The organism is Sporosarcina sp. P34 (genome assembly GCF_002743375.1).
GTDB lineage: Bacteria > Bacillota > Bacilli > Bacillales_A > Planococcaceae > Sporosarcina.
Map to the genome: position 1 here is coordinate 139,002 of NZ_PDZC01000005.1, position 25,004 is coordinate 164,005.

Here is a 25,004-nt window from a genome sequence, read left to right on the forward strand (position 1 = left end):
CTAATGTTTGCGTGCTATTATTGTATAGAAGTAGTGAAAATAAACACAACAAGCCAATAGGCAAATGTGGAGGTTATATTACATGTCGAACAATGTGGATTCCCATCGTTCCCCGTATTCTAATTTTTCGGGTCCAAACCTTGGGTATGTAATGGAAATGTACGATCTGTTTAAAACAGATCAAGACGCAGTAGATCCTGATTTAGCAGAGCTATTCAGGAATTTTGGTGCGCCTCAGATGGATGAGTCAGGTCAAGAGGCAGTCGTAGCGCAAGGTTCTCAAACGGATTTGCGTAAAGTTCTTGCCGTTTATTCTTTACTTGAAGCTATTCGTTCTTATGGACATCTTGCAGCAGACATTTATCCATTAAACGATCGACCTAAAGATACGTCCCGTCTTGAACTGTCATATCATGGATTGACAGAAAGCGATCTGGTCGGATTGCCAGCAACTTTGTTCTTGAAAAATGTTCCAGCGACAGTTGAAAATGGATTAGATGCAATGAATTACTTGAAGTCTCTTTATACGGGCTCCATTGCTTACGAATTTTCTCACTTGATCGATGAAACAGAGCGTAACTGGATTCAATCAAAAATTGAAAACGGTGACGTACAGTCAAAACTGCAAGGAGACGAGAAAAAACAACTTCTTAAGCGTTTGACGGAAATTGAAGGATTTGAAAAATTCATTCACCGTACATTTGTTGGAGCAAAACGTTTCTCTATCGAAGGGGTGGACACATTAGTTGTCTTAATTGATGAATTAATGCGTCGTTCCGAAGAAGCGAAAATGGAAAAAGTGCTAATCGGCATGGCTCACCGTGGACGTCTGAATGTATTGACACACAACTTAAATAAACCATACGAAATGATGTTTGCAGAATTCGCTGGCGTACCGGCTTCACCGTTCTTGCCAAAAGACGGATCTCTTGAAGTAACTCGCGGTTGGTTCGGCGACGTGAAATACCATATGGGTGCACTTCATAAAGGGAAATCTGGGATGAATCGATTCCTTGCGTACAACCCGTCTCACCTGGAAGTGGTAAACCCAGTGATTACTGGTCAGACACGTGCTGCACAGGAAAACACAGATAACCCAGGTATTCCACAACAAGATACAAATAAAGCATATGCGATTTTAGTACACGGCGATGCTGCGTTCCCAGGACAAGGTATCGTTCCGGAATCATTCAACTATTCACGCGTTCGCGGTTTCAGAACAGGCGGATCGGTTCACGTTATCGCCAACAACACGATTGGCTTCACGACGGAATTTTATGATTCCCGTTCTACACACTATGCATCCGATCCAGCAAAAGGCTTCGAAGTGCCTGTATTCCACGTGAATGCAGATCACCCAGAAGAAGTACTAGCTGTTGCACAATTGGCATTCGAATATCGCCAAGCGTTCGGTAAAGACGTTCTAATCGACTTGATTGGTTACCGTCGTTATGGGCACAATGAAATGGATGAGCCACTAGTGACGAATCCAGTGATGTACCACGAAATCCATAAACACCCAACAGTTCGTGAAATTTACGGACAACGTCTAGTAGAGCAAAACCTCTTGACAGACGAAGAAGTGAAAGAAATGGACAAGTCGGTAATTGCCACTATGCAAGAAGCGTACGATCACGTTAAAGAACAATCAGCAGACGCACCTGAAGTTTCCAATGAAACGCCAGAAGTAGTACTAGCTGGACTTCCACGTGACCTCGAAACAGGGGTAGCGGAAGAACGCCTTCGCAAAATGAACGATGAGCTATTGACGTATCCAGCTGAATTCACGGTCTTCAACAAGTTGGATAAAATCTTGAAGCGTCGCCTCGAGCCATTCAAAGGTAAAGGGAAAATCGACTGGGCACATGCTGAGCAATTGGCATTCGGTTCCATCATTCAAGACGGCAAGCCAATCCGTATGACTGGACAAGACATCCAACGCGGTACATTTGCACAGCGTCACTTAGTCTTACATGATGAAAAAACAGGTGAAGAACTTGTTCCATTGCATCATATCAGCGGATCGAATGCATCATTCGTGGCGTATAACAGCCCATTGACTGAAGCAGGAATCGTAGGATATGAATTCGGTTATAACTTGGAAGAAGACAAAACGATGTCGATTTGGGAAGCGCAATACGGAGACTTCTCCAACATGGCACAAGTTATGTTCGACCAGTTCGTATCTTCCAGTTATTCGAAGTGGGGCCAGCAATCCGGCCTAGTGCTATTGTTGCCACACGCATTCGAAGGACAAGGTCCAGAACACTCCAGTTCACGTATTGAACGTTACCTACAGCTATGTGGGGAAAACAACTGGACGGTTGCGAATATCTCCAGTGCAGCAAACTACTTCCACGTACTACGTCGTCAGTCGAAGATTCTCGGCAGCGAAGCAGAACGTCCGTTAGTGATTGCTACACCTAAGTCATTACTTCGTCACCCACTCGTTGGAGCAGACGTTGAAGACTTGACGGAAGGTCACTTCAAGACTGTTCTTGAACAACCTGGCACAGGAACAAAACCTGAAAAAGTGAAAAAGATCTTGTTTGCAAGCGGGAAGATGGCAATTGACCTAGCTGAGAAGATTAAAGACGGCAAAGGATTTGACTACTTGCACGTTGTACGTGTAGAGCAGCTATATCCATTCCCATCCGACAAAATTAAAGAAATCGTTGCACGATACCCGAAAGCGAAAGATTTAGTCTGGGTACAAGAAGAGCCGAAGAACATGGGTACATGGTCGTTCGCTTATCCATACCTAGAAGAATTAGCTGACGGTAAGGACATTTCTTATGTAGGACGTATTAAGCGTTCAAGTCCTTCTGAAGGTGACGGTGCTTCGCATAAAAAAGAACAAAATCGTATCATTGAAGAAGCCTTGAAAAAGTGATATAACAAGTACGTAAGCTTTACCATTACATGTAAAACTACTTATACAAAGTAGCTTACCCGTTAGAAAAACGGTATACCTACGAGGAGGAATTTATTGTGGCAGAGATCAGAGTACCTGAACTAGCAGAATCAATTACAGAAGGTACAATTGCAAAATGGTTAAAACAACCCGGTGAAAACGTGGATAAAGGTGAATTCATCGTTGAATTGGAAACAGATAAAGTGAACGTCGAAGTCATTTCGGAAGAAGCAGGCGTGTTATCCGAACTATTGGCTGCAGAAGGCGACACAGTTGAAGTTGGCCAAGTAATCGCGATTGTAGGTGAAGGTTCAGGTGCGCCGGCACAACAAGCTCCACAAGCAACTGAAGCAGCACCAGCACAAAAAGAAGAAACACCAGCTCCAGCAGCGGCTGCAACGGAAGAAACTTCTTCTGCAGACCGTACTATTGCAAGCCCAGCAGCACGCAAGCTTGCTCGTGAAAAAGGTATCAATCTTGCAGACGTATCACCTGTTGATCCAATGGGTCGCGTCCGGGCGCAAGATGTATCTGCTCACAACAACGCTCCAGCACCTAAAGCTCCTGCGGCACCAGCTGCTAAAGCAGAAGCAAAAGATGACGGCCGTATTACACGTCAGAAAATGACTCGTCGCCGTCAAACAATTGCTAAGCGTTTGCTAGAAGTAAGACAATCGACAGCAATGTTGACAACTTTCAATGAAATTGATATGTCGAAAATGATGGAACTTCGTTCACGCAAGAAAGATCAGTTCTTCGAGCAAAACGATGTACGTCTAGGCTTCATGTCATTCTTCACGAAAGCAGTCGTAGCAGCATTGAAGAAATATCCATATGTTAACTCTGAAATCGATGGCGATGAAATTCTGTTGAAGAACTACTACGATATCGGTATCGCAGTGTCTACTGACGGTGGACTAGTTGTACCAAACGTAGTCGATGCAGACCGTAAGAGCTTTGCTGAAATCGAAGCGTCTATCGGAGAACTTGCGAAAAAAGCCCGCGACAATAAGTTGACAATGGCTGATATGACAGGCGGTTCATTCACGATTACAAACGGTGGAGTATTTGGTTCACTATTGTCTACTCCAATCCTAAACGGTACACAAGTAGGAATCTTGGGTATGCATACAATTCAGAAGCGTCCAGTAGCTGTTGGGGACAATATTGAAATCCGTCCAATGATGTATGTTGCACTTTCTTACGATCACCGTGTAATTGATGGTAAAGATTCAGTAGGATTCTTGAAGATGGTTAAAGAGTTGCTTGAAAACCCTGAAGACCTTCTACTAGGTTCTTAATTAACACACTCCAAGTGACCCGCTAATCAGCGGGTCGCTTTTATTTAGGGAAGGAGAGATTGTATGTCCTATTTACAATGGTTGGATGAACCTACGTTGAAGACGGTGACGTGTACCCATACCGACGCAGCAAAGTATTTGGTAAGTAATATGCTGACAGTGGGAAAGACCTATGAAGTGAAGAATGAAACAGAAGAGTTTATCTTTGTCGTAGACAATTCAGGCAAAGTCGGCGGATATTATAAAACATATTTTGAGTAATTGATTGGTGAATAACTAGTAGGGTATTACAAGACGATTCTTCATTGAATCGTCTTTTTTATGTGTGTGAGTAGTAGGGAAGAGAAGGGTGGAATCATTGAACAACTGTTTGTTGTGATTTAGAGATTTTTCGTGGATAACTAGTGTGAGCGATGCGCATTTCGCTCATTATTTCGTCTACGCGCTCTATTGCGGCTTGTAACCGCTCAATCGTCTTAGCTAACGGCTCTATGCAAGTCCGAACGCGCTCATACTTTTCGTTATCCGCTCTATCACGCCTCATATCCGCTCATAGCCTGCAGCGCGTTGCCACCGGTCTTGGCGTTATACTAGGAAAAAGGGAAGTGGAACAGCCATCACTCGAATAGTGACTCGAGCACTAAAGATCCAACGTAAGAATGAGAATCCCATCATGTCTCCAACATTTTCCCCAACGAAAAAACCGTCTCTCTTATGAGGGACGGTTTTGTGACTCTTCATATACGGCAAGTAAACGGGTTTTGAGTTCTTGTTCCATTCTAGCGATTTCGGTCTCAGCAGCCTTGCGTTTTGCACGGCCATCTGCTTGGATCTGCAAGGTTTCTTCAATCGTCTGAATCAAGTTCTCTTGTGTCGTTTTCAATGTATCGATTTCAATAATACCTTTTTCATTCTCTCTGGCTGTTTCAATACTATTTACTTTCAACATCTCGGAGTTACGAAGCAACAAATCGTTCGTTGTCTTCGTGACGAGCTTTTGTGACTCCACAGCTTTTTGCTGACGGTTTAATGTTAGCGCAATTGCAATCTGATTCTTCCACAACGGAATGGCCGTCATGATGGATGCCTGGATTTTCTCAGCCAACGTTTGGTTCGTTTGTTGGATCATACGGATCTGTGGCGCGCTTTGGATGGTGATTTGACGAGATAGTTGCAAGTCGTACAGGCGTTTTTCTAAACGGTCCACAAATTGTGCCATGTCGTTAACTTCTTGAACCATCATTTGATCATCCGATTGCTGTGCTTTTTTATGCAGTTCGGGAATGATAGTACTATTGATTTCATCAATCTTTAATTCCGCAGCGGCGATGTAGACATTCAATGCTTGAAAGTACGTTTTGTTTTGTTCATACAAATTGTCCAACATGCGAACATCTTCCATTAAACCGCGTTTAGAATGCTCCAGTTGAACGCTTATTTTATCGACTTGTGTGCCGAGTTTTTCATATTTCGTCATGATTTCTTTGATCGGGCGAGTAGCCTTGTTGAATAAACGGCTAAGGCCTGATTTCTTTTTATCTGATAGTTCATCTGTATCGATTTCGGATAGCTTGGCCATTAATTCATTCAATACTTCACCAACAGGTCCGATATCTTTGCCTTGGACGTGATCGAGCATTTTGTGAGAGAAGTTGGATAGTTCATTTTGTGCATTGGCACCGTAGGAAATGACGGCTTCGTAATTACCGACAGGAATCTGTGAAGCTAATTGTCGTGCTTTACCTTGTTCTTCGGGTGTTAATCGGTCAATCAGTTTAGCGGGTGCAGCTGTGTTGGACAGCGAATTCTCCATTTCTTTTGGAAGCAGGCTCGCATCCATATCGAATGGATTATCAAGCAAGTCATCCACGGATTTTTCTTGTAATACGTTTTTATCTGTCATTAGAATGTTCCCCTTTCGATTGAAGCAATGGTTTGTCTCTTTTGAGTGTAACATCGACGTAATCAATTTCCATTCGAAGCTGTTCTAAATCAGTTGCTACAGCGTTTCGTAGATCCCGTTCCATTTCGAGACTCAAATCAGATAAGGTTTCGCGGGTATGTTGTAATGCGACTTTGATATCTTGGTCTTTTAATGGTTGATTAACAAGTAGGCTGTACTTCGATGTTAATTCTACAACGGAATCAAGATGGGCGTAGAAAAAGCTTTCGACTTGGTAAAATTTTCTCGGGTTGGACTGGACGATCTTGATGATGCGTCGTGCCATTGAAGACATATCGTATACTTGCCTGAATGCTTGGATTGAACGGACTTGTCCGTACATATTACCGAGCTGTTTTAACTTTCGTTTAGATTCATTCAGTTGTTGTTCAATATGTTTATATTCAGAGCGTGCCATCCCGAATTTTTTTAATGTAGAGCGTAACTGCAGTTCTTTAATCGCTACGTTGCCTCCTGCATACAGTGCGATCCCGATTGCGGAGCCTATGAAAAAGTTCATGCTTGTACCGCCAATTAGGATTACCCATGTTAGGAAACTAGTCGGAGCCATTAGTGCATGTCGTGTGAAAAAGTTTTTTAAATTATTCATGATGTTTCAGGCCGCCTTCCATTCTGACTCTATATAATACTTACGGATTAACGACGAAAAGGTTTCATTTATCGTGCAGACAGTAAGGTTACTGGAGCCTACCTCAATTATAGCCGAAAATGGTCGAAAACTCATATATTACGCAACAAGAATCACTTTACTTTGATTAGCGAGTTGAATTTGCTAGAATGAATATCATTCCTGCATAGCGCAAGGTAAAGGAGTGCTTACTGAATGTATGAAGTGGTATACATGAAGGCGGACTTTGAGCCGTGGTGGATGTTTGAAGAGTGGAGAGACTACTGTGTCTCATCCAAAACATTTACGAATATAAAGGATACAGAATTATATGTTAAAGAACTGATCGGGAAGATGGAACCGTGTTTTGAACATTATGAAATGCGCAAAGGCTGCTTCCATGCATTTTGGTCCACGTCTGAAAAATACTATTGCAATGGTTGTGAAGGAGATTTGCAGTTGTATCACGGAATCATCGTCTTGTTAGACGGGGAACCAAACGTATCGTGAGAACATTCAGTAAATGCGCTTTTTATTAATTGACAAAGAAGCCCAATATGTTATACTAAACGTAAGTAAATTAATTGAACGACCGTATGCTAAGTGATTCACCTATTACAAAAGGGATCGGCGACGTCGGCAACTTTTGTAATACGTGAATTTTTTTGTATGCTAAGGTTCGTGTATTAAAGTATTTATATTTTTTTGGAGGTAATCGAATGAAACAAGGTACAGTGAAATGGTTTAACTCAGAAAAGGGCTTCGGTTTTATCGAAGTTGACGGAGAAGAAGACATCTTTGTACACTTCTCAGCAATCCAAGGCGACGGATTCAAATCTCTTGACGAAGGTCAACAGGTTGAATTTGAAGTTGTCGAAGGAAACCGTGGTCTACAAGCAGCTAACGTTGTTAAAATCTAAACCACTAGAAAAGGCGCCCATTGTGGCGCCTTTTCGTTTGCAGTAAATTACGGTTGTGTCACCGTTTCAAGACTCGATGTCACAACAAATTCCTCTTCACCTTCCATTGACATCATCGATTCACGCTTAACTTCTCCAAAATCCTTCACGAGATAGATCCTGTTCACAAAGTCTTTTCCTACTTGCTCGATCACGACCGCATCTTCAAATTGCTGATAGGGGGTTTCCACTGAAGCGTCCATCTCGACAATCTTCCAGTCATCAAATGTCGTACCTACTTCAATTGGACCTTTCAAATAGGTTCGGATCGGCTTCATGGACTCTAGCTCTTCCGTCGTTGGAACTGCAGCGTCTAATTCAATGTGTTCTTCCTGCAATACTTGGATTTCATCTCCATTAAGTTTATACACTTTTTGAACGAATGATCCACCGTTGTTTTCATGAATTACGACATAGTCTTGCGCAGGTCTTGCAACGGTGATGTCTAGCTCAGCAAATTCATTGCCGACACCTTTATAATGCGCGCTCGAACCATCCGGAAGAAAGTAATCAAGTAACGCTACATCAGTCAGATTCGCATCTTTGTTGTCATGTTGTTCTGACGTATCACCGTTCGTTCCTTCTTGATTTGTCTTAGGAGAGTCAGTCTTACCGTCAATGGACGTAGCAGGCTTGTTTGAGCATCCGACGAGCACGAGAAGCAATGCAATCGTTAAAAACCATAGATTGCGTTTCATAATGAAAAACCTCCTTTTACTAGGTGTTATTCCCTTACTGGTGGAAGCTATTCATGTGGAATAAAAAAAGTAGGGGAAACGATACGTAACTCACTCCGAAGCGTGTAGCTGAATACTCAAACATCTTGTCCATTTAATCCTCTATCTAACCAGTAATTTCTTTAGTAGGGAAATCTATATTTCGTCTAATGTCTTTCAGAATTGGAAAAACAAAACTTACAATATACGCTTTTTACGAAAAACTGAACAAATCCATCTATAAACATATTGAATAGTTCTAGTAAAACCCGGTTCCAAATAATCCTTCTTGTTATAATAATCCTCGCACTCCATTTTATGGCACACCAAAAATAGCACACGTACAGTATAAATCAATATTTAATCAATAATTTTTTTAGTAGGGAAATCTAGTTTTCTTCTAATTCTTTTTAAGATCAAAATAACCAAAACTTGAAATATACGATTTAATTACGAATAACCGAACAAACCCATCTATAAACATATTGAATAGTTCTAGTAAAACCTGGTTCCAAATAATCCTTATCGTTACAATAATCCTCGCATCTCATTTTTTGGTATACTATAGATAGCACACGTACAGTAATTAAGGAGGGAAAGAGCAATGAAGAGTACATTTATCATTCGTCAGAGAGCCTTTTTAAAGCTCTACATGCTCAACAAGGCGGAAGAAGGGAACTTGTATGGCTTACAAATATTAGACGACCTTATAGATCATTTTAGAGATCTTGGTTATCGACCGACTAAGTCTGAAGTATACAAGTCACTACATGATCTACTTAACGATGGTCTCATCGTCAGACATCCGGTCCATAAGCAGGGGACGGAGATGCAGACACTTTACATCTATCGCATAGGTGACTTGGAGAAAGTAAAGGCCTACAAAGATACGATAAAGTTCGAGATTGACCGATCGATTTCATTACTTAATAGAGCACTACAAGACAATTATTCGCAAAAACGAAAGTAAAAAAGGCGTTGACCGTTGTTTTTACGATTCACTATTGTACATTACATAGAAGTCAAACGCAAAAAACTCCCCTAGAAGCAATACTTCCAGGGGAGTTTTTATGCCAACTACAGATTAAGCTTTTTGACCTTTCCATTCCAAATACTCATCATATGTCATCATTTTATCAAAGATTGTTCCATCATCGTTGATTTCGATTACACGATTCGCAATTGTTTGGATGAACTGATGGTCATGAGATGTGAAGATCATCGCGCCCTTAAACGCAATCAAACCATTGTTCAGTGCTTGGATAGATTCCAAGTCCAAGTGGTTGGTTGGCTCATCAAGAAGAAGAACGTTTGCGCTTGTTAGCATCATTTTTGATAACATACAGCGAACTTTTTCTCCACCTGATAAGACGTTTGGCTTTTTCTTCACTTCTTCACCAGAGAACAACATACGTCCTAGGAATCCGCGCAAGAATGTTTCTGTTTCATCTTCAGGCGAGTATTGACGGAGCCAATCAACTAATGTCGGCTCGGATCCTTCAAAGTATTTTGAGTTATCCATAGGGAAGTAGGCACGAGTTGTCGTCACACCCCATTTGATAGCTCCTGTATCGGGCTCTGTTTCCTCAGCTAGCATATCGAGCAAAGCAGATTTTGCAAGTGGGTTACCGATCAACACCACTTTATCCTCTTTGTTGAGTGTAAAGGTCGCATCTTTGATAAATGTTTTACCATCCACCGTTTTTGTGACATCTTTAATCGTCAAGACATCGTTACCGATTTCACGGCCTATTGTAAAGTTCACGAAAGGATAACGGCGTGAAGATGGTTTGATATCATCTAGTTCGATTTTTTCTAATGTCTTTTTACGGGATGTGGCTTGTTTAGATTTCGATGCGTTGGCACTGAAGCGTGCGATAAACGCTTGCAATTCTTTTACTTTTTCTTCTTTTTTCTTGTTTGATTCTTGAGATAGTTTCAACGCCAATTGACTTGACTCATACCAGAAGTCATAGTTACCTGCGTAGATCTGAATTTTGCTAAAGTCGAGATCTGCAATGTGTGTACATACTTTATTCAAGAAATGACGGTCGTGGGATACAACTACGACAGTGTTCTCAAAGTTGATCAAGAATTCTTCAAGCCATTGAATAGCTTTCAGATCCAAGTTGTTTGTCGGCTCATCTAGCAGTAATACATCAGGTTTGCCGAATAATGCTTGTGCAAGTAATACTTTTACTTTGCTTGATCCGTCAAGCTCCGCCATCGTAACGTGATGCAAACTTTCCGGAACACCAAGACCTTGAAGGAGTACAGAAGCTTCAGATTCCGCTTCCCATCCGTTCATCTCGGCGAATTCGCCTTCCAGTTCAGCTGCACGCATGCCGTCTTCGTCGGAGAAGTCTTCCTTCATATAAATCGCGTCTTTTTCTTTCATGACTTCATATAGCTCTTTATGCCCCATGATGACGAGATCCATCACGACGAACTCTTCATACTCGAAGTGGTTCTGCTTTAGGACAGCCAAACGTTCATCTTTTCCAAGAATCACATTACCTGTTTGAGGTTCAAGTTCACCTGATAGTATTTTAAGAAACGTTGATTTACCAGCGCCATTCGCTCCAATTAATCCATAGCAATTGCCCGGATTGAACTGTATATTGACGTCTTCGAATAGCTTGCGGTCGCCAAAGCGAAGACTTACATTACTAACTGCTAACATAAATAATATCCTCCTAATTTCACAATGTTCCTAGTATACATTAAAATTACGTGAAATGGAATGTTTGAACTAGTACTGTTTACAATTTCATTTTACGATATAATGACGATAGGTATTCGATACGTATCACATGCAAAAGGAGTCTTTATCTTGCGCTCTAAAACTACTCAAGGTCTATTATTATTGGCGATCTTTATCGTTGCGCTCAACTTACGGCCAGCGATTACGTCAATTGGACCGATGCTAGACATCATCCGTGATGATTTATTGTTGTCAAACACTGAAGTGAGTCTCCTGACTGTTATTCCGGTTATCTGTATGGGCGTCTTCGCCATGCTAGCGCCTATACTGAATCAGGCAATCGGCTTGAACAAAACGATGTACTTGATGTTGTCGTTACTTGCTGTATCAACTGCCATGCGTTTTTTTGTCACTTCGTTCAGTGTGTTAGTACTGACCGCTTTCATTGCAGGTGTGGCGATTGCTGTTATTGGACCGTTATTGTCAGCATTGATCAAGCAATACTTTCCGATGCATGTTGCTATAGTCGTTGGCATTTATTCATTCGGCATGGGAATGGGGGCGACGCTGAGCACAGGATTGACAGGAGTTTTTTATGAAAAAGCTTATTCCTATGGATTCGCACTTTCAACTTGGGCCATAATTGCGATTTTTGGCATCATTGCGTGGGCTGTCACCGCGGCGTATCCAATCGAAGTGAAACAAGTAACAAAGCAACCCGTGCAAAAAGGGAAGAATCCTTGGCGCAATAAACAGGCATGGAGCTTCCTGATTTTCTTTGGTTTACAAGCAGCATTATTCTTTTCCGTTTTGACGTATCTCGTTCCTATTGCAGTGTCGAACGGTATGACGCTTCTACAAGCGGGGGCATTGCTCAGTGGGATGACGATCGTGCAAATTTTTATGAATATCGGTTTTCCTGTTATTTTACAGAAGTTGACAAGCAGAACACCGGCACTTGTCGGCATTCTGTCGCTCGGTATTTTCTCGATTGGGTTGATGTGGACAGCAGACCCATTATGGTTTGCGATCGGCGTTGTCATCATGGGAATTCCGCTTGGTGGATTATTCCCAATCTGTCTGCTACTGCCGATGGACGCGACCGATACGGCAGACGAAACCAATTCATGGACCGCGATGATGCAAACAGGTGGGTTCATCATCGGTGGAATCTTACCATTACTCATCGCTACGTTGTATGACTACACCGAAAATCATTACGTTACATTGTTCGTATTTCTTGTTTTATTTGTGGCTATGCTAGTGCTAGCGTTGCAAATAGGTCGATCCGCCAAGCAAAGCTCGTGACTGGACGCAACCCGTTGTGAACAGAAACGTCCTCATAACAGGATACACACGGATAATGGAGGAATGAATGCTACATGGACGAACACTTCGACGAACAACAGCCACAACGTAGAAAAAAGAAGCGTAAATTACGCGTGGGCAGAGTTTTTATGACTTTACTATTACTTTTCACGATCACCATATCAGCGTATAGTTACTTTCAATATAAACAAGGGAAGGCCATGACGGCAGGTAGTAAGATGAATCCGGGGGAGTTTCAGGGCGATTTATTAAGTCCGGAAGATCCAACGACGGAAAATTATTTATTGCTCGGCGTCGACAATGACGGTTCCGGAAAATATCGTACGGATACGATGATGGTGCTGTCCTGGGATCAAACTGCTGGAACTGCGCATTTAATTTCATTCATGCGTGATATTTACGCACAAATTCCAGGGTACCAGTCGTACAAGCTTAATACGGCCTACTATTTAGGTGGAGTCCAAACTGCAAAAGAAACGATTTCAGGGATGTTCAATATTCCAATTCATCACTACGCAGTCGTCGATTTCGACAATTTCGAATCGATTATGGATATTGCATTTCCAAATGGCCTTGAAATGAATGTACAGAATGAAATGTCCGAAAAAATCGGTGTTACGTTAAAACCAGGCGTACAGCGGTTAAACGGTAAAGAGCTACTCGGGTATGCTCGATTTCGCGCAGATGACGAAGGCGACTTTGGTCGAGTCAATCGCCAGCAAGAAGTCATTCAGGCCATGAAAGACGAGCTGTTTACTGTGTCGACTGTTTTGCAAGCTCCAAAACTTGCCGGTGCACTCGATAACTTTATTGAAACAGATTTAACTACGAAGGACGAGCTGACTAAAGTGCTGACCGTTATCGCAAAACGAAAACTAGATCTGCAAACATTACGTATTCCAGTAGAGGGCAGTTATTCCTTTACTTCGTATAGTCATGCAGGTTCTGTCATTGAAATTGATCTAGATAAAAATAGAGAAGCGATCCGTTCGTTTTTAACTACACCCTGACGGATCGAATAAAAGGGGAGTGAGACATTGAGGCAACCACCAAAAAAGTCTTCTTTACGGGATTTCTGGTCTATTCGTTCGACATCACCCATCGTCGGATTTCTCGGTGGTCAATCTACATTGTTTGTATTGCTGTGTTTATTGTTCATTGGATTGATCATCTTGGTCTTCACTCAAGTTTCGTTTATTTTCTATCCGATTCAAGTATTTTTCTCAACTGTCGTTTTACCGGTCGTACTTGCGACGATTTTATACTATTTAATGCGTCCGATTCTACGCTTTCTGGAAGAACGATTACGTATACCACGCGTCTATGGCATTTTAATCATCTTGCTGGTCGCCGCTGGTTTATTGACACTAGTCATTTTCTTAGTGCTACCGTTCCTCCGTTTGCAGACGATCAATTTATTCGAGGAGTTTCCAACGTATTTCAAACAGTTGATCTTAGATACGGACCACTTTTTACGGAACTCCATTTTCGGCTCTGTCTATCAAGGGTTCAACTTTAATGTCAATACGTTCCTCGATTCCGGCTTTGAGAGCATCGGGAAGTTCTTCACAGAGACGATAGGCGGTATCGCATCAGGCGTAACTTCATTCGTTTCCGCGCTTACAGGAATTATTTTGAGTATCGTCACCGTGCCACTTATTCTATTTTATCTACTGAAGGATGGCGAGAAGTTACCACAGATGATCTTGCGCATGTTGCCACCACGTTTGCGTGACGATGCATCAGTTATATTCCGCGATGCGGATAGACAAATCAGCGCGTACATTCAAGGACAGATTTTAGTGGCAATTGCGATTGGAATCATGGTATCGATTGGCTTCCTGATTATTAAAATGAAGTATGCGTTGCTGCTCGGTGTACTTGCGATGTTCACGAGTATCGTGCCTTACCTTGGTCCAGTGATTGCGATCACGCCTGCTGCTATTATTGCGATGGTTACGTCGCCATTCATGCTCGTGAAGCTCGCGATTGTGTGGACGATTGTGCAAGTGATCGAAGGCAAATTTATTTCGCCTCAGATCATGGGGAAATCACTGCATATTCATCCGATCACCATCATCTTTGTCTTACTGACAGCAGGCTCACTGTTCGGCGTCGCTGGAGTGATTCTCGGGATTCCGGCATATGCGCTGCTGAAAGTGGTCGCCACTCATGTATTTTATTTGTTCACGTTGAGATATAACCGCTTTGAAACGCAAGAAGAAATGTATTATGAAACAGATTCGATTGAAGAATACTATGAGAACAATAGAGAGTAACCCGCCTTTATGAAGGTGGGTTACTTTTTTGAAGGGAGAATGCGAGATTTCATTGAATGTTTCATCTGATAGGGTACTATTCGTTGTTTTACCGTTCAAATGTTCAGAGATTCAGAGGCTATTGAGCGGATACAAGTCTTGATAGGGCGCTTGGTGTAACGTATGAGCGGCTACGGATCGTGATAGAGCGGTTGGCGCTGGTCATTGAGCGGTTATGTATGAACTATGAGCGCTTATACGAATTGATTGAGCGATACTTGCACTCGCTCTCCTCGTCAGTGATGTCCGCACGGAAGTTGATGAACGGTCACGTTTGCTATACCGTTTCATACAAAATAGTCCCAGTCTTCGTCAAGTCATAACCACCAATCGCGGTCAGTTTTTCTTTGAACGAGGCTGAGTTCAATGTTTCCACTATGAGCCCGCGCAGCTTTTCATTTTCAGGCGTTTTGATCAATACTAAGTCATACTGCTCTTGAATCAATGGAATGAAGTCTACGTTGATTAATCGGGCGGTTTTTTCGATTCCGACTCCTACATCTGCTTGACCAGATGCGATGCGTGTCGCTACGGCCATATGATTTAGTTCCTCGTCGTCATAACCGATGATAGAACGAGTTGTGATTCCTGCGAGACGTAGTTGCTCATCTAGCAAAACTCGAGCCCCTGAGCCTTTCTCACGGTTCACAAGGCGGATACCTAGTTGTCCAAGGTCTGTCCAGTTCTGCAGATTCATCGGATTATCTTTTTGTACATACAGCCCAGCCTTCCTGCCGAGCAAGTTGAGTACCATATACGAGCGTCCAGTAAGTAGACGTTTAATATATGGCATATTATATTCACCAGTTTCTCCGTCAAATAAATGCGTACTGACAATGTCGGCTTGTCCTTGATACATCTTGATCAAACTGTTCAAGCTGCCAGAGAAAGAGCGCAGTGGACGAAAGAGTCCGGATTCTTCTATGTGACTGGCCATGATGTCTAAGCTCAAATCCTGTCCACTGATGATGATTTGTTTGTCAGTTTCAGATTCCGGCACCGTGACTTGTGGAATCATCGACTTCGAAGACACCGGCGTCGATTCACCGCCGCTTTTCAGTCGTTCTTTATACGCTGTCAAATCTACAGCATCGACACGCATTTGACGTCCCACGCGATAGGCACGGATTTCTCCTTTTTTAATAATGTCATACACTGTTAACTTCGAGACTTTTAATAATTGGGCGATTTCATCGGTAGTATAGGAAATATCATGTTCTAGATTTGTCATGTCTCAACCCTCCAACAATAGTATATCTATCTTCCAACATCTCATCACCATTTGCAAAATTGACAAGCTTTACAATGCATACTATGATATTTTTAAATATAACTAGTTATGTTTAGGTATATCTAGTTATACTTCATAATGCAGCAGGGGGTAGTACATAATGAGACGATTCTTACTTTCTACATTGTCTATTCTACTCACGATATTTCTGATAGGATGTTCAAATGCGAAGGAAACTGACAAAACAGGCACTGTAGATCAGGAAAAATCCGATGTTGAACTAGTAGTTTCTGCTGCAGCAAGCTTGACAGATGCCTTGGTAGAGTTAAAAGGGCCTTTTGAAGAAGCGCATAAAGGGATTACCGTGATATACAATTTTGGAAGCTCTGGGAAATTGGCAACGACTATTGAAAATGGTGCCCCGTCTGACGTATTCTTGTCTGCCAGTTCAAAAGATATGAACGACATGGAGGATAAGGAGTTAATCAACAGTGAGTCAAGAAAAGATTTCGCTGAAAATGCGCTCGTATTAATTACACAAAAAGATTTCGATAGTGCCATTTCTTCATTTGAAGACTTGAATACAGCCACCCTCGATCATGTCGCAGTTGGCGAGCCAGGGTCGGTACCGGTTGGTCGTTATACGAAGGAAACATTCGATAGCTTGGATCTATGGGAACCTTTACAGGACAAATTAGTTCTTAGCTCAGACGTACGGCAAGTGCTGACACATGTGGAAATGGGTAACGCAGATTATGGCGTTGTGTATTCAAGCGATGCATTCGTTTCCAATGATGTAAAAGTATTGGCAGAAGCTGAAGCCGACTGGCATGAGCCGATTGTATACCCTGGTGCTGTCATTGCTGAATCTATGCACCAGGAAGCCGCGCAGCAATTCCTTGATTATTTGACTGGCGACGAAGGAAAAGAAACGTTGCAGAAGTTCGGATTTAAGTAAATGAAAGGAGGGGAGAAGTGTGCTAGATATGGATTACTCCCCTTTATTATTATCTTTAAAAGTAGCTGCTATCTCCACTTTCGTTGTGTTTGTAGCAGGTGTGTTCATTGCATATATGCTTGCGAAGCGTGATTTTTTTGGTAAAAGCATAGTGGAAGCCTTATTTTTATTGCCGCTTGTGTTACCACCGACCGTCGTCGGCTTCGGTTTACTCATTTTATTCGGTAAAAAGGGCTGGATCGGCAGTTGGTTGCTTGAATGGTTCGATTTCCAAATTGTTTTCACATGGATTGGCGCTGTTATCGCTTCGATTGTCGTGTCATTTCCGTTAATGTATCAAAGTGCAGCGGCCGCATTTGAAAGTCTTGATGAACGATTATCGAATGCTGCGCGTACAATGGGTGCTTCTGAATGGCGCGTATTTTGGTTCATTGTATTTCCACTCGCTTGGCCTGGATTGCTGGCTGGATTGGTGCTTTCATTCGCAAGAGGTCTTGGTGAATTTGGTGCTACGTTAATGCTTGCGGGATACATACCGGGTAGAACGGACACGATTCCCATGGCGATTTATTTCGCAGTAGAGTCCGGACAAATGGAAAATGCGACGTTTTGGGTCGTCATGATCAGTACATTTGGCTTCAGTTTGATTTTATGGGTGAATTGGTGGAGCAAGCGCAATATTAGACGGTTTACGAAATCTTGAGTCTAGGGGGATTTTACATGCTACATGTAGAAATTACTAAACAACTCGCACATTTTGAGATGAACATTCATTTTGAAATGCGTAATGAAATCATCGTGTTAGTTGGTCCATCCGGTTCAGGTAAAACAACGATTCTGGACACTATTGCAGGGCTTGCACACCCAGATCACGGCTTAATTCTTTCGAATGAATGCACATTTTTTACAACCGGTGAAAAACCGATGCCTGCTCGTGAGCGAAAAATCGGGTATTTATTCCAAGACTATGCGTTATTTCCACATATGACAGTGGAGAAAAATATTTGGTTTGGCGTAAGAAACAGCGAACGAAACGAACGTCATGAAATGATTCGCCAATTGCTGGAAGTACTAGGGATTAAGCATTTATTGCAAAAGTATCCTCACCAGATTTCAGGCGGAGAAAAACAACGTGTAGCATTGGCGAGAGCACTTTCCACACAACCTTCTGTGCTATTGTTGGATGAACCGTTATCGGCCCTCGATAAAGAAACGCGGAAACAGTGTCAAGATGAGCTTTTACGTTTACATGACATGTGGAAAATTCCGTTCATTATTGTGACGCATGATCACGCCGAAGCAGAACGTCTCGGCGATCGTATTATTTACCTTGAACAAGGACAAATAACGGATGAAAAGCGAAAAAGATCTATAGTGTCAACGTACTAAAACGTAAAAAGCTCCGATTTCATAATCAGAGCTTTTTATTTTTTGTGTAATCGAAATAGAACAGCTATAATTTATGGTAACCGACAACGCCAGATATAGAAGCATCAGTAGATAGGAGCTAAAATCATGGGTAAGCAATTGAATGACCGGAAAGCACAGCATATTCAAATCGTGCTGGACGAACACGTGACGGGAAATGCAATCACAACAGGTTTGGAACAGTATGAATTTCTACATAATGCCTTACCTGAATTAGCATTTGACGAAATTAATACGGAGCAAAACTTTCTACATAAATCATGTAAAACACCTTTTTTAGTAAGTTCGATGACGGGTGGTGCAGATTTTGCGGAAACGATTAACCGAAATCTCGCACTTGCTGCGGAACAAAGAGGCTGGGCACTGGCATTAGGTTCGACACGCGCTTTAATAGAAAGTAAAGCATTCCGTCCATCATTTGCATTACGAAAATATGCCCCAACAGCCCCTATTATCGCGAATTTAGGTGCGGTGCAGTTAAATTATGGATTTTCTGCTGATGAATGTCGGCAAATCATCGAATATACGGATGCAGATGCGTTAGTTTTGCACATAAATGTTTTACAAGAAGTCATCCAACCTGAAGGCAATACGAATTTTAGTAATTTAGTATCTAAAATCGAGAAATTATGCAATGAATTATCAGTGCCGGTCGGTATTAAAGAAGTTGGATGGGGAATAGATGGGCAAATTGCCAAGAAACTTCTAGATATCGGTGTGTCATTCATTGACGTAGCCGGGGCAGGAGGAACCTCTTGGAGTCAAGTGGAGAAATACCGTACAACCGCGCTCAAGCAGCAAGCAGCTGCAGCATTTAGTGAGTGGGGAATTCGAACGTCAGATTCACTACAGATGGTTAAGCCTTATATGCGTGATAAATTACTGATTGCAAGCGGTGGACTTCATACAGGTGTTGATGCTGCAAAATGTATTGCGCTCGGTGCAGATTTTGTCGGTTTTGGTCGCGCGATTTTAGAAGAAGCTACTGAATCCGCTGAGAGCGTTTCCCAGACAATGGAAGTTCGCGAATTAGAATTACGTATGGCGATGTTTGCAACAGGTTCTGCGACTATTCAGGCATTACAACAAACGGATCGATTACAAAAGACGAACTCGTGAATATTTTATTTGCGAGTTTTCGTTACATTAGGAGGAATAAACTATGTGGAAATTAGTGGGCGGAAAAATGATTCAAACTACAGATGAAACACGGATTAAATTCCGTACGAATATCAGTAAGGAAATTTTAGAGCAATTAGAAGAATTATCGGAAGAACTTGATACGTATAGCAACTATTTATTAGAAAACGGCTTACAGAACGTATTAGCCGCAGGAGTTATTGAATACGATAAGAATTTACGACCGACAGATCGAATCCAATATAAAACGACGTACGATCAAGAATTATTAGAATCCGTTAAGAAGTTCGCGAATGATCATAAGTTGTTTATTAATGATGTCATTGAGTACAGTGTGGGACATATCGACTTTGATAACATTAAGACTAAAGATCATAAAAACCGCTTAGAAAGCTAGGGCGAGAAGGATACTTGGCGAATAGAATATGTATAGATCGTAGAACGCCCCGAACATAATATAAATTATAGGAAGTAACGTATCATTACTAAGTATACTTACGATATTGAGATATCAGCGCTTTTTTAGGCGGATTTTACACTCGACTTATTGTAATTATTTAGCATATTCACATCAAGCTTTGGGATGTTTTGATATGTAATTTTTCATCGGAATATATTATTTTATATGGATTTCTTGCGCAAAACTTTGCAAGCCGCTTTACGATGTTTACAATGCATTTTACTATCTTAACTCGACATGTCATGTATTCATTGATTGTATGCTCTATGCAATGCTAGTTCGTTAACTAATACATCATTATAACGTATGATAATTTAATCCATCATCACGTACTTTTAACGTTGATCAGGTTAATATCAAAAATCCAATTACTTACCCTTCTCTTCCAATTAAATTAATGCACTCAAGGCTTTCCTTCTTGATTACTTTACGTGCAGTAGTTGATGATGGTTAGATCGTATGTCGCGAGGAATATTGAGTATACAAGGGTTATTTGGAACCATGTTCAATAAGATCATATTGAACATGGTTTTTCATTGCTTTAAATTCGAGCCCCGCCTAGTATATCACTTTGTGGCGCTTGTATGTTCGTACTTTAGATTTAATTGTTTGCAGACATTTACTTAATTCAATATTTTGCTTGCATCCTACTGAAATAACATCACGTTTTGTACAATCATTGTGATGTAAATTTCCTACTTATCCATCCGATCGCTGCTGTCCATCGTTTTGCACGCTCTCGAATCCCCTTCTTTGATTGCTGCTCGTGGGGTATGTTTTGCTTGCTAAATGACACGATGCGACGAATAGTATATTAAGAAGGATTATTTGGAGCCAGGTTTCTTAAGAATATAAAATGAGATAGTTATTGCAATTGTACATATAAAAATGCAAAGCTCGACAAAAAATGAGCTTTGCTTAGTATAACATGATTTTAGCGTTCGTATGTTCGGTTTTTAATAATTAACTACGTATATTAATTCATCCGACACAAATGATGTTTTTCTGGCTTACGTTATCCAATCTTTCATCTTTTTATAGATATTTTGTGACGGTAACGCCCCACCGCGTTCAATATTGCTTATATAGGATATCGAAATATTTAATTCATCGGATACTTGTTTCAGTGTTAAACCACGATTGATGCGGCATTCCTTAAAGTCACTACCGATGTTCTTGCAACTTTCTTTTTTAGCTTGCATTAAGGAAAAATTATTTGGCGTCTTGATTGATTTCTTCCTCTCGATTGGCTCGTAATAGCTAACAATCTCGTCAGGTGGCGCAATGATGATCGTAGCATCCAACCAGACACGTAACCAGCCTTTTTTCGACATACTGTCTTCATTCCATTGATTGTATTGCCAAAATGTAATTACGCCTTCTTCCTCCAATAGATCAAGGGCTTTCTCCAGTCGGTCCCGAATACGTGAAGGCGCTTGTGAATCTATCGGAATACCGATTTTTTCGAGTAATGTACTGATTTTATGCGGCTGCAAGTAGCTTGCTTTTCGTGCCTGTGTACGCCAACGCCAGCTTACATAACGGATGAGTTTTTTCTCCCATTTCCGTTGATACGGATTGAATTCAATCGCTTGATTCGGTAATAACTTTACTTGTCTGGCAGCACCTTGCAAGAAAGGATCAAAAACTTCCCCAATGGCCACATATAAACGTTCGGGTAGTGTTTTTTCGTTTAATTCGCATGGACTACCGTCTTCATTTGTAAAAATGAACGCACGTCCTTGCATCTTCTTGTTGACAGGTTTGCCTTGTCCATATACTAAAACTGACTCAAGTTCTATCCATAGTGATTGTATGATGGAAAGCGCTTTCATCACTTGGATACGTTGTTCTTTTTCATAACCACCACGCCTACCTGTTCCTCCGAGTTTTGTCTTCAGTCCACGGAGTGTCAGTAGATCATCGAAGCGAATTTCTACGCGGTCAGCTACTTGCGCCAAATACATATGACATAGAGAATCCAATACGTCCACATCGACTTCTGATAACGTCTGGGCATCGTTATGCAGTTGATCCATACGACTTGCTGTTCGCACCTCTTCAGGCGGAAGTAGCTGCAAAGAACCTGCTAATCTAGCACCTTGAATAGTTGCGCGTGGCCATTGATCAAGCTCACAGACAAATTTCTGGTTTGAAATCGCTTCCGTAATAAATTGATAGATTGCATTGCTCATGACAACAAGATTATTCGTTTTTGCGGTTGATTCGATAGGCTGATGTACAGAAATCTGCTCGCTGACTCCGAGTAATTGATTGATTTGCTCCATTGAATTTTTTTCTGATTCAAACACCGCAAGTATTTCGGAAACCATTTTTTCGATGTACACGTTGACGTCAGCGGTGAATGTATTCAGAAAACTATCGTTGGAAACAAAACTTACCTTCATTTCTTCGAGAAATAATACATTCAACGCTTCTCTATCAAGAGCATTTAAAGTATTATAGCCATGCCTTTTAAGCATCTCACTGACGGTATGATTCATTAAATACGTCCTGTACCACGTGCTGAATACATTCCAAGAATTCTCATCATTTAGACGAGTATGTGCATGTACCATTTTATCGTATTTAGCATGTAATTTATTTATGATTTCCCATTTGAGTGTTGGCTTATTCATAAGCAACGGTGCCAGATGACCTTCATAGGTACTAAAAAATTTAGCGATCATGAACTCTGTCGCTTTCGCGAGCACTTCGCGTCTTGCATTAACACGAATCTTGAAAAACAAATCCAGATTGTCTTCGTAGTCTTGCTGACGGACAATGAATGTCTCGTTTTTCACCCTCGGTAAAATACGGTTATCATCCACTTTTTTTCGTACGTTTTCAGATGGAAAATTAATTAAGTAGTTATAGTCAAAGAAGTTATGCCGGTGATCATGTATAATGATCACTTGAAATGGGTCGATTTTATTTGCGATGGCTTGATGATGGGTCAGTTCATAGTTCATGTCATTCGACAGTAAATCGTGATTAATCAAACAGAATCCCCCCGATAAACCGTAAGTTCAGAATAGTATAACATGGATTTCCAAGTTTCACTATTTACTTTTGGTTCAGTAGGAGGGACAGGTAGTAAAGGTTAAAACGTAAAAACAGCTTGGAAAGTCCGGCGATCGAACTTTCCAAGCTGTTTCATGAATGCCTACTAATTAAGATACTAATGCGCCTTGTAATTTGAGTTCTTCGATGAATAACGGAAGTACTTCGAACAAGTCACCGACGATGCCGTAATCTGCCATTTTAAAGATGTTCGCTTCTTCATCACTGTTGATTGCGACAATTACTTTGGAGTTCGACATGCCTGCCATATGCTGGATTGCTCCTGAAATACCTACCGCGATATAGAGATCGGGCGTGACTACTTTTCCTGTTTGACCGATTTGCAGCGAGTAATCGCAGTAATCGGCATCACAGGCACCTCTAGAAGCCCCTACAGCGCCGCCTAGCAAGTCCGCTAGCTCATACAATGCATTGAATCCTTCAGCGCTCTTAACGCCTCGACCGCCTGCAATAACGATTTTCGCTTCCGATAAATCTACGCCTTCCGTTTTCTTGCGGACCACTTCTTTAACGATCGTACGCAAGTCTTTGACATCCACTTCTTTGGCTGTGATGTCGCCTGTCCGGCTAGCGTCAGGCTCCAATGCGGAAATATTATTCGGACGGATCGTGGCGAATAGCAGTCCATCGTTTTTCATCACTTTCTTTTCAAACGCTTTACCTGAGTAGATCGGTCTAGTGAAAATGACTTGACCATTTTCTTTTTCGATTGCCACCGCGTCCGAGATCAATCCAAGTTCCAGGCGGCTTGCGATTTTAGGTGTCACATCTTTACCGACTGCCGTATGGCCCATGATCATGCCGGATGGCTTCTCGTCTTGCATCACTTCCATGATGACCTGTCCGTAACCTTCCGATGTATAATTGCTCAAGTTTGCATGGGAGACGGTAATAACACGGTTCGCACCATAGTGAATCATTTCTTCAGCCGGTTGCTGCAAGTCTCCGTCGCCGAGAACCAATGCCAGAATTTCTGCGTTTTCGTTTAGTTGTTTTGCCGCTGCAATCGTTTCATAACTTACTTTACGAAGAACCCCATGCTGCAATTCCCCGATTACTAGTATCTTTTCATTCATAGTAAAACTCCTTTCGTTTCGTAGATTGCTTAGATTACTTTCGCTTCACTAGACAATAAGCCAACCAGTTCTTTGACTTGCTCTCCCGTTTCGCCTACCAACATGCGTCCTGCTTGCTTTTTAGGTGGTAAGAAAATAGAAATCGTTGCCGTCTTCGCTTTCACGTCGTCTTCATCGAGATCTAGATCATCGAGTTCCAGTTGCTCCAGCGGCTTTTTCTTTGCCTTCATGATACCTGGAAGGGACGTATATCTCGGCTCATTCAGTCCTTGCTGACACGTTACGAGTACCGGCAAGGATACTTCAATTTTCTCGAGATCTCCTTCGACGTCTTTGTCAATTTTCACCATGCCGTCTTCCATATCCAGCTTGACGATCGTCGTAATGAAAGGCATATTTAAACGCTCCGCAAGACGAGGTCCTACTTGTCCGCTTGCTTCGTCAATTGCCACATTCCCTGCGAGAATCAAATCCACTTCTTTTCCTTCAAAAAATGCTTCAAGAATTTTCGCGGTCGTGAATTGATCCCCTTCATCCAGGTCGTCACTCGTATTGATGAGTACCGCGTCATCCGCACCCATCGCAAGTGCCGTACGCAATTGCTTCTCTGAGTCTTCATCGCCAATCGTGACAACCGTTACCGTTCCGCCATGCTTGTCGCGTTGCTGGATTGCTTCTTCGACTGCGTATTCGTCGTACGGATTAATAATGAACTCCGCACCGCTTTCATCTATTTGATTGCCTGACACGGAAATCGCTTCCTCCGTGTCGAATGTTTTTTTCAGTAACACATAAATATTCATATAAAAGACTCCT

22 protein-coding genes are annotated in these 25,004 nt (G+C 41.7%); 14 read left to right on the forward strand and 8 right to left on the reverse strand.

All coding sequences use genetic code 11. The features are described 5' to 3' along the window. The first annotated feature begins 82 nt into the window (after positions 1-82). The 3 genes from CSV63_RS09840 (at position 83) to CSV63_RS09850 (ending at position 4,476) form a co-directional block, all read left to right on the forward strand. Positions 83-2,893 (forward strand): 2-oxoglutarate dehydrogenase E1 component, encoded by a 2,811-nt coding sequence (locus CSV63_RS09840; protein WP_099695657.1) that lies wholly within the window; start codon positions 83-85, stop codon positions 2,891-2,893. A gap of 98 nt (positions 2,894-2,991) precedes the next feature. After that, the gene (odhB, locus tag CSV63_RS09845; protein ID WP_099695658.1) at positions 2,992-4,215 is read left to right on the forward strand and encodes a 2-oxoglutarate dehydrogenase complex dihydrolipoyllysine-residue succinyltransferase; all 1,224 of its coding nucleotides are present in this window, start codon (positions 2,992-2,994) and stop codon (positions 4,213-4,215) included. A gap of 63 nt (positions 4,216-4,278) precedes the next feature. Continuing rightward, entirely contained in the window at positions 4,279-4,476 is a 198-nt protein-coding gene (locus CSV63_RS09850) for a DUF6501 family protein (protein ID WP_099632336.1), read from the forward strand. 451 nt (positions 4,477-4,927) lie between these two features. Here the strand turns inward: CSV63_RS09850 and CSV63_RS09855 are convergent, their stop codons facing one another. Further along, on the reverse strand, positions 4,928-6,181 hold the full coding sequence (locus tag CSV63_RS09855) for a toxic anion resistance protein (protein WP_369823836.1): 1,254 nt from the start codon (positions 6,179-6,181) through the stop codon (positions 4,928-4,930). Then, complete coding sequence (locus tag CSV63_RS09860) at positions 6,108-6,767, reverse strand: 5-bromo-4-chloroindolyl phosphate hydrolysis family protein (RefSeq protein ID WP_099695660.1); 660 nt, start codon at positions 6,765-6,767, stop codon at positions 6,108-6,110. Before CSV63_RS09860 ends, CSV63_RS09855 begins: the two co-directional genes overlap by 74 nt. Before the next feature lie 234 nt (positions 6,768-7,001). On the opposite strand from CSV63_RS09860, the gene CSV63_RS09865 reads away from it, so the two are divergent. Further along, positions 7,002-7,295 carry a DUF1033 family protein gene (locus tag CSV63_RS09865; RefSeq protein WP_099695661.1) on the forward strand — a complete coding sequence of 98 codons (294 nt, stop codon included), beginning with the start codon at positions 7,002-7,004 and terminating at the stop codon, positions 7,293-7,295. Between the two features lie 209 nt (positions 7,296-7,504). Further along, positions 7,505-7,705: a cold-shock protein gene (locus CSV63_RS09870; protein WP_085130730.1), complete on the forward strand. Its 201-nt coding sequence runs from the start codon at positions 7,505-7,507 to the stop codon at positions 7,703-7,705. 47 nt (positions 7,706-7,752) lie between these two features. Here the strand turns inward: CSV63_RS09870 and CSV63_RS09875 are convergent, their stop codons facing one another. Continuing rightward, entirely contained in the window at positions 7,753-8,442 is a 690-nt protein-coding gene (locus tag CSV63_RS09875) for a hypothetical protein (RefSeq protein ID WP_099695662.1), read from the reverse strand. A gap of 622 nt (positions 8,443-9,064) precedes the next feature. Between CSV63_RS09875 and CSV63_RS09880 the strand changes: the two genes are divergently transcribed. Beyond that, the gene (locus CSV63_RS09880; RefSeq protein ID WP_099695663.1) at positions 9,065-9,430 is read left to right on the forward strand and encodes a helix-turn-helix domain-containing protein; all 366 of its coding nucleotides are present in this window, start codon (positions 9,065-9,067) and stop codon (positions 9,428-9,430) included. Between the two features lie 114 nt (positions 9,431-9,544). On the opposite strand, the gene CSV63_RS09885 is transcribed toward CSV63_RS09880, so the two are convergent. Beyond that, positions 9,545-11,143 (reverse strand): ABC-F family ATP-binding cassette domain-containing protein, encoded by a 1,599-nt coding sequence (locus CSV63_RS09885; RefSeq protein WP_099636286.1) that lies wholly within the window; start codon positions 11,141-11,143, stop codon positions 9,545-9,547. Positions 11,144-11,293: 150 nt separating this feature from the next. On the opposite strand from CSV63_RS09885, the gene CSV63_RS09890 reads away from it, so the two are divergent. The 3 genes from CSV63_RS09890 (at position 11,294) to CSV63_RS09900 (ending at position 14,772) form a co-directional block, all read left to right on the forward strand. Beyond that, positions 11,294-12,472 carry an MFS transporter gene (locus CSV63_RS09890; protein WP_158233946.1) on the forward strand — a complete coding sequence of 393 codons (1,179 nt, stop codon included), beginning with the start codon at positions 11,294-11,296 and terminating at the stop codon, positions 12,470-12,472. Between the two features lie 74 nt (positions 12,473-12,546). Continuing rightward, positions 12,547-13,503, forward strand: a complete 957-nt coding sequence (locus CSV63_RS09895; protein WP_099695665.1) for an LCP family protein — start codon at positions 12,547-12,549, stop codon at positions 13,501-13,503. A gap of 27 nt (positions 13,504-13,530) precedes the next feature. After that, positions 13,531-14,772 carry an AI-2E family transporter gene (locus tag CSV63_RS09900; RefSeq protein ID WP_369823832.1) on the forward strand — a complete coding sequence of 414 codons (1,242 nt, stop codon included), beginning with the start codon at positions 13,531-13,533 and terminating at the stop codon, positions 14,770-14,772. 316 nt (positions 14,773-15,088) lie between these two features. On the opposite strand, the gene CSV63_RS09905 is transcribed toward CSV63_RS09900, so the two are convergent. After that, the gene (locus tag CSV63_RS09905; protein ID WP_099695666.1) at positions 15,089-16,042 is read right to left on the reverse strand and encodes a substrate-binding domain-containing protein; all 954 of its coding nucleotides are present in this window, start codon (positions 16,040-16,042) and stop codon (positions 15,089-15,091) included. A 160-nt stretch (positions 16,043-16,202) separates the two neighbouring features. Here CSV63_RS09905 and modA point away from each other — a divergent pair, with 160 nt between their 5' ends. The 5 genes from modA to CSV63_RS09930 all read left to right on the forward strand — a co-directional run bounded on the left by modA (position 16,203) and on the right by CSV63_RS09930 (position 19,965). Then, a complete protein-coding gene (gene modA / locus CSV63_RS09910; protein WP_099695667.1) occupies positions 16,203-17,000 on the forward strand; it encodes a molybdate ABC transporter substrate-binding protein in 798 nt (265 codons plus the stop codon). Positions 17,001-17,028: 28 nt separating this feature from the next. Beyond that, positions 17,029-17,703, forward strand: a complete 675-nt coding sequence (gene modB, locus CSV63_RS09915) for a molybdate ABC transporter permease subunit (RefSeq protein ID WP_199203641.1) — start codon at positions 17,029-17,031, stop codon at positions 17,701-17,703. Positions 17,704-17,720: 17 nt separating this feature from the next. After that, the gene (locus CSV63_RS09920) at positions 17,721-18,389 is read left to right on the forward strand and encodes an ABC transporter ATP-binding protein (RefSeq protein WP_099695669.1); all 669 of its coding nucleotides are present in this window, start codon (positions 17,721-17,723) and stop codon (positions 18,387-18,389) included. Positions 18,390-18,515: 126 nt separating this feature from the next. Then, positions 18,516-19,547, forward strand: a complete 1,032-nt coding sequence (gene fni, locus CSV63_RS09925; protein ID WP_099695670.1) for a type 2 isopentenyl-diphosphate Delta-isomerase — start codon at positions 18,516-18,518, stop codon at positions 19,545-19,547. Between the two features lie 43 nt (positions 19,548-19,590). Further along, positions 19,591-19,965: an rRNA methyltransferase gene (locus CSV63_RS09930; RefSeq protein WP_099695671.1), complete on the forward strand. Its 375-nt coding sequence runs from the start codon at positions 19,591-19,593 to the stop codon at positions 19,963-19,965. 1,073 nt (positions 19,966-21,038) lie between these two features. On the opposite strand, the gene CSV63_RS09935 is transcribed toward CSV63_RS09930, so the two are convergent. The 3 genes from CSV63_RS09935 to CSV63_RS09945 form a co-directional block, all read right to left on the reverse strand. Then, positions 21,039-23,030, reverse strand: coding sequence for a helix-turn-helix domain-containing protein (locus CSV63_RS09935; protein ID WP_099695672.1), 1,992 nt, complete (start codon positions 23,028-23,030; stop codon positions 21,039-21,041). A gap of 171 nt (positions 23,031-23,201) precedes the next feature. Then, the gene (locus CSV63_RS09940; RefSeq protein ID WP_099695673.1) at positions 23,202-24,188 is read right to left on the reverse strand and encodes an electron transfer flavoprotein subunit alpha/FixB family protein; all 987 of its coding nucleotides are present in this window, start codon (positions 24,186-24,188) and stop codon (positions 23,202-23,204) included. Between the two features lie 29 nt (positions 24,189-24,217). Beyond that, positions 24,218-24,991: an electron transfer flavoprotein subunit beta/FixA family protein gene (locus tag CSV63_RS09945; RefSeq protein WP_099695674.1), complete on the reverse strand. Its 774-nt coding sequence runs from the start codon at positions 24,989-24,991 to the stop codon at positions 24,218-24,220. Positions 24,992-25,004: the final 13 nt, after the last annotated feature.

Coding starts and splice junctions, on each gene's coding strand:
- CSV63_RS09875 (WP_099695662.1), bottom strand. CDS start 8,442: ATGAAACGCAATCTATGGTTTTTAACGATTGCATTGCTTCTCGTGCTC.
- CSV63_RS09905 (WP_099695666.1), bottom strand. CDS start 16,042: ATGACAAATCTAGAACATGATATTTCCTATACTACCGATGAAATCGCC.
- CSV63_RS09850 (WP_099632336.1), top strand. CDS start 4,279: ATGTCCTATTTACAATGGTTGGATGAACCTACGTTGAAGACGGTGACG.
- CSV63_RS09920 (WP_099695669.1), top strand. CDS start 17,721: ATGCTACATGTAGAAATTACTAAACAACTCGCACATTTTGAGATGAAC.
- CSV63_RS09865 (WP_099695661.1), top strand. CDS start 7,002: ATGTATGAAGTGGTATACATGAAGGCGGACTTTGAGCCGTGGTGGATG.
- CSV63_RS09880 (WP_099695663.1), top strand. CDS start 9,065: ATGAAGAGTACATTTATCATTCGTCAGAGAGCCTTTTTAAAGCTCTAC.
- CSV63_RS09870 (WP_085130730.1), top strand. CDS start 7,505: ATGAAACAAGGTACAGTGAAATGGTTTAACTCAGAAAAGGGCTTCGGT.
- CSV63_RS09885 (WP_099636286.1), bottom strand. CDS start 11,143: ATGTTAGCAGTTAGTAATGTAAGTCTTCGCTTTGGCGACCGCAAGCTA.
- fni (WP_099695670.1), top strand. CDS start 18,516: ATGGGTAAGCAATTGAATGACCGGAAAGCACAGCATATTCAAATCGTG.
- modB (WP_199203641.1), top strand. CDS start 17,029: ATGGATTACTCCCCTTTATTATTATCTTTAAAAGTAGCTGCTATCTCC.
- CSV63_RS09860 (WP_099695660.1), bottom strand. CDS start 6,767: ATGAATAATTTAAAAAACTTTTTCACACGACATGCACTAATGGCTCCG.
- CSV63_RS09895 (WP_099695665.1), top strand. CDS start 12,547: ATGGACGAACACTTCGACGAACAACAGCCACAACGTAGAAAAAAGAAG.
- CSV63_RS09840 (WP_099695657.1), top strand. CDS start 83: ATGTCGAACAATGTGGATTCCCATCGTTCCCCGTATTCTAATTTTTCG.
- CSV63_RS09940 (WP_099695673.1), bottom strand. CDS start 24,188: ATGAATGAAAAGATACTAGTAATCGGGGAATTGCAGCATGGGGTTCTT.
- CSV63_RS09930 (WP_099695671.1), top strand. CDS start 19,591: ATGTGGAAATTAGTGGGCGGAAAAATGATTCAAACTACAGATGAAACA.
- CSV63_RS09945 (WP_099695674.1), bottom strand. CDS start 24,991: ATGAATATTTATGTGTTACTGAAAAAAACATTCGACACGGAGGAAGCG.
- modA (WP_099695667.1), top strand. CDS start 16,203: ATGAGACGATTCTTACTTTCTACATTGTCTATTCTACTCACGATATTT.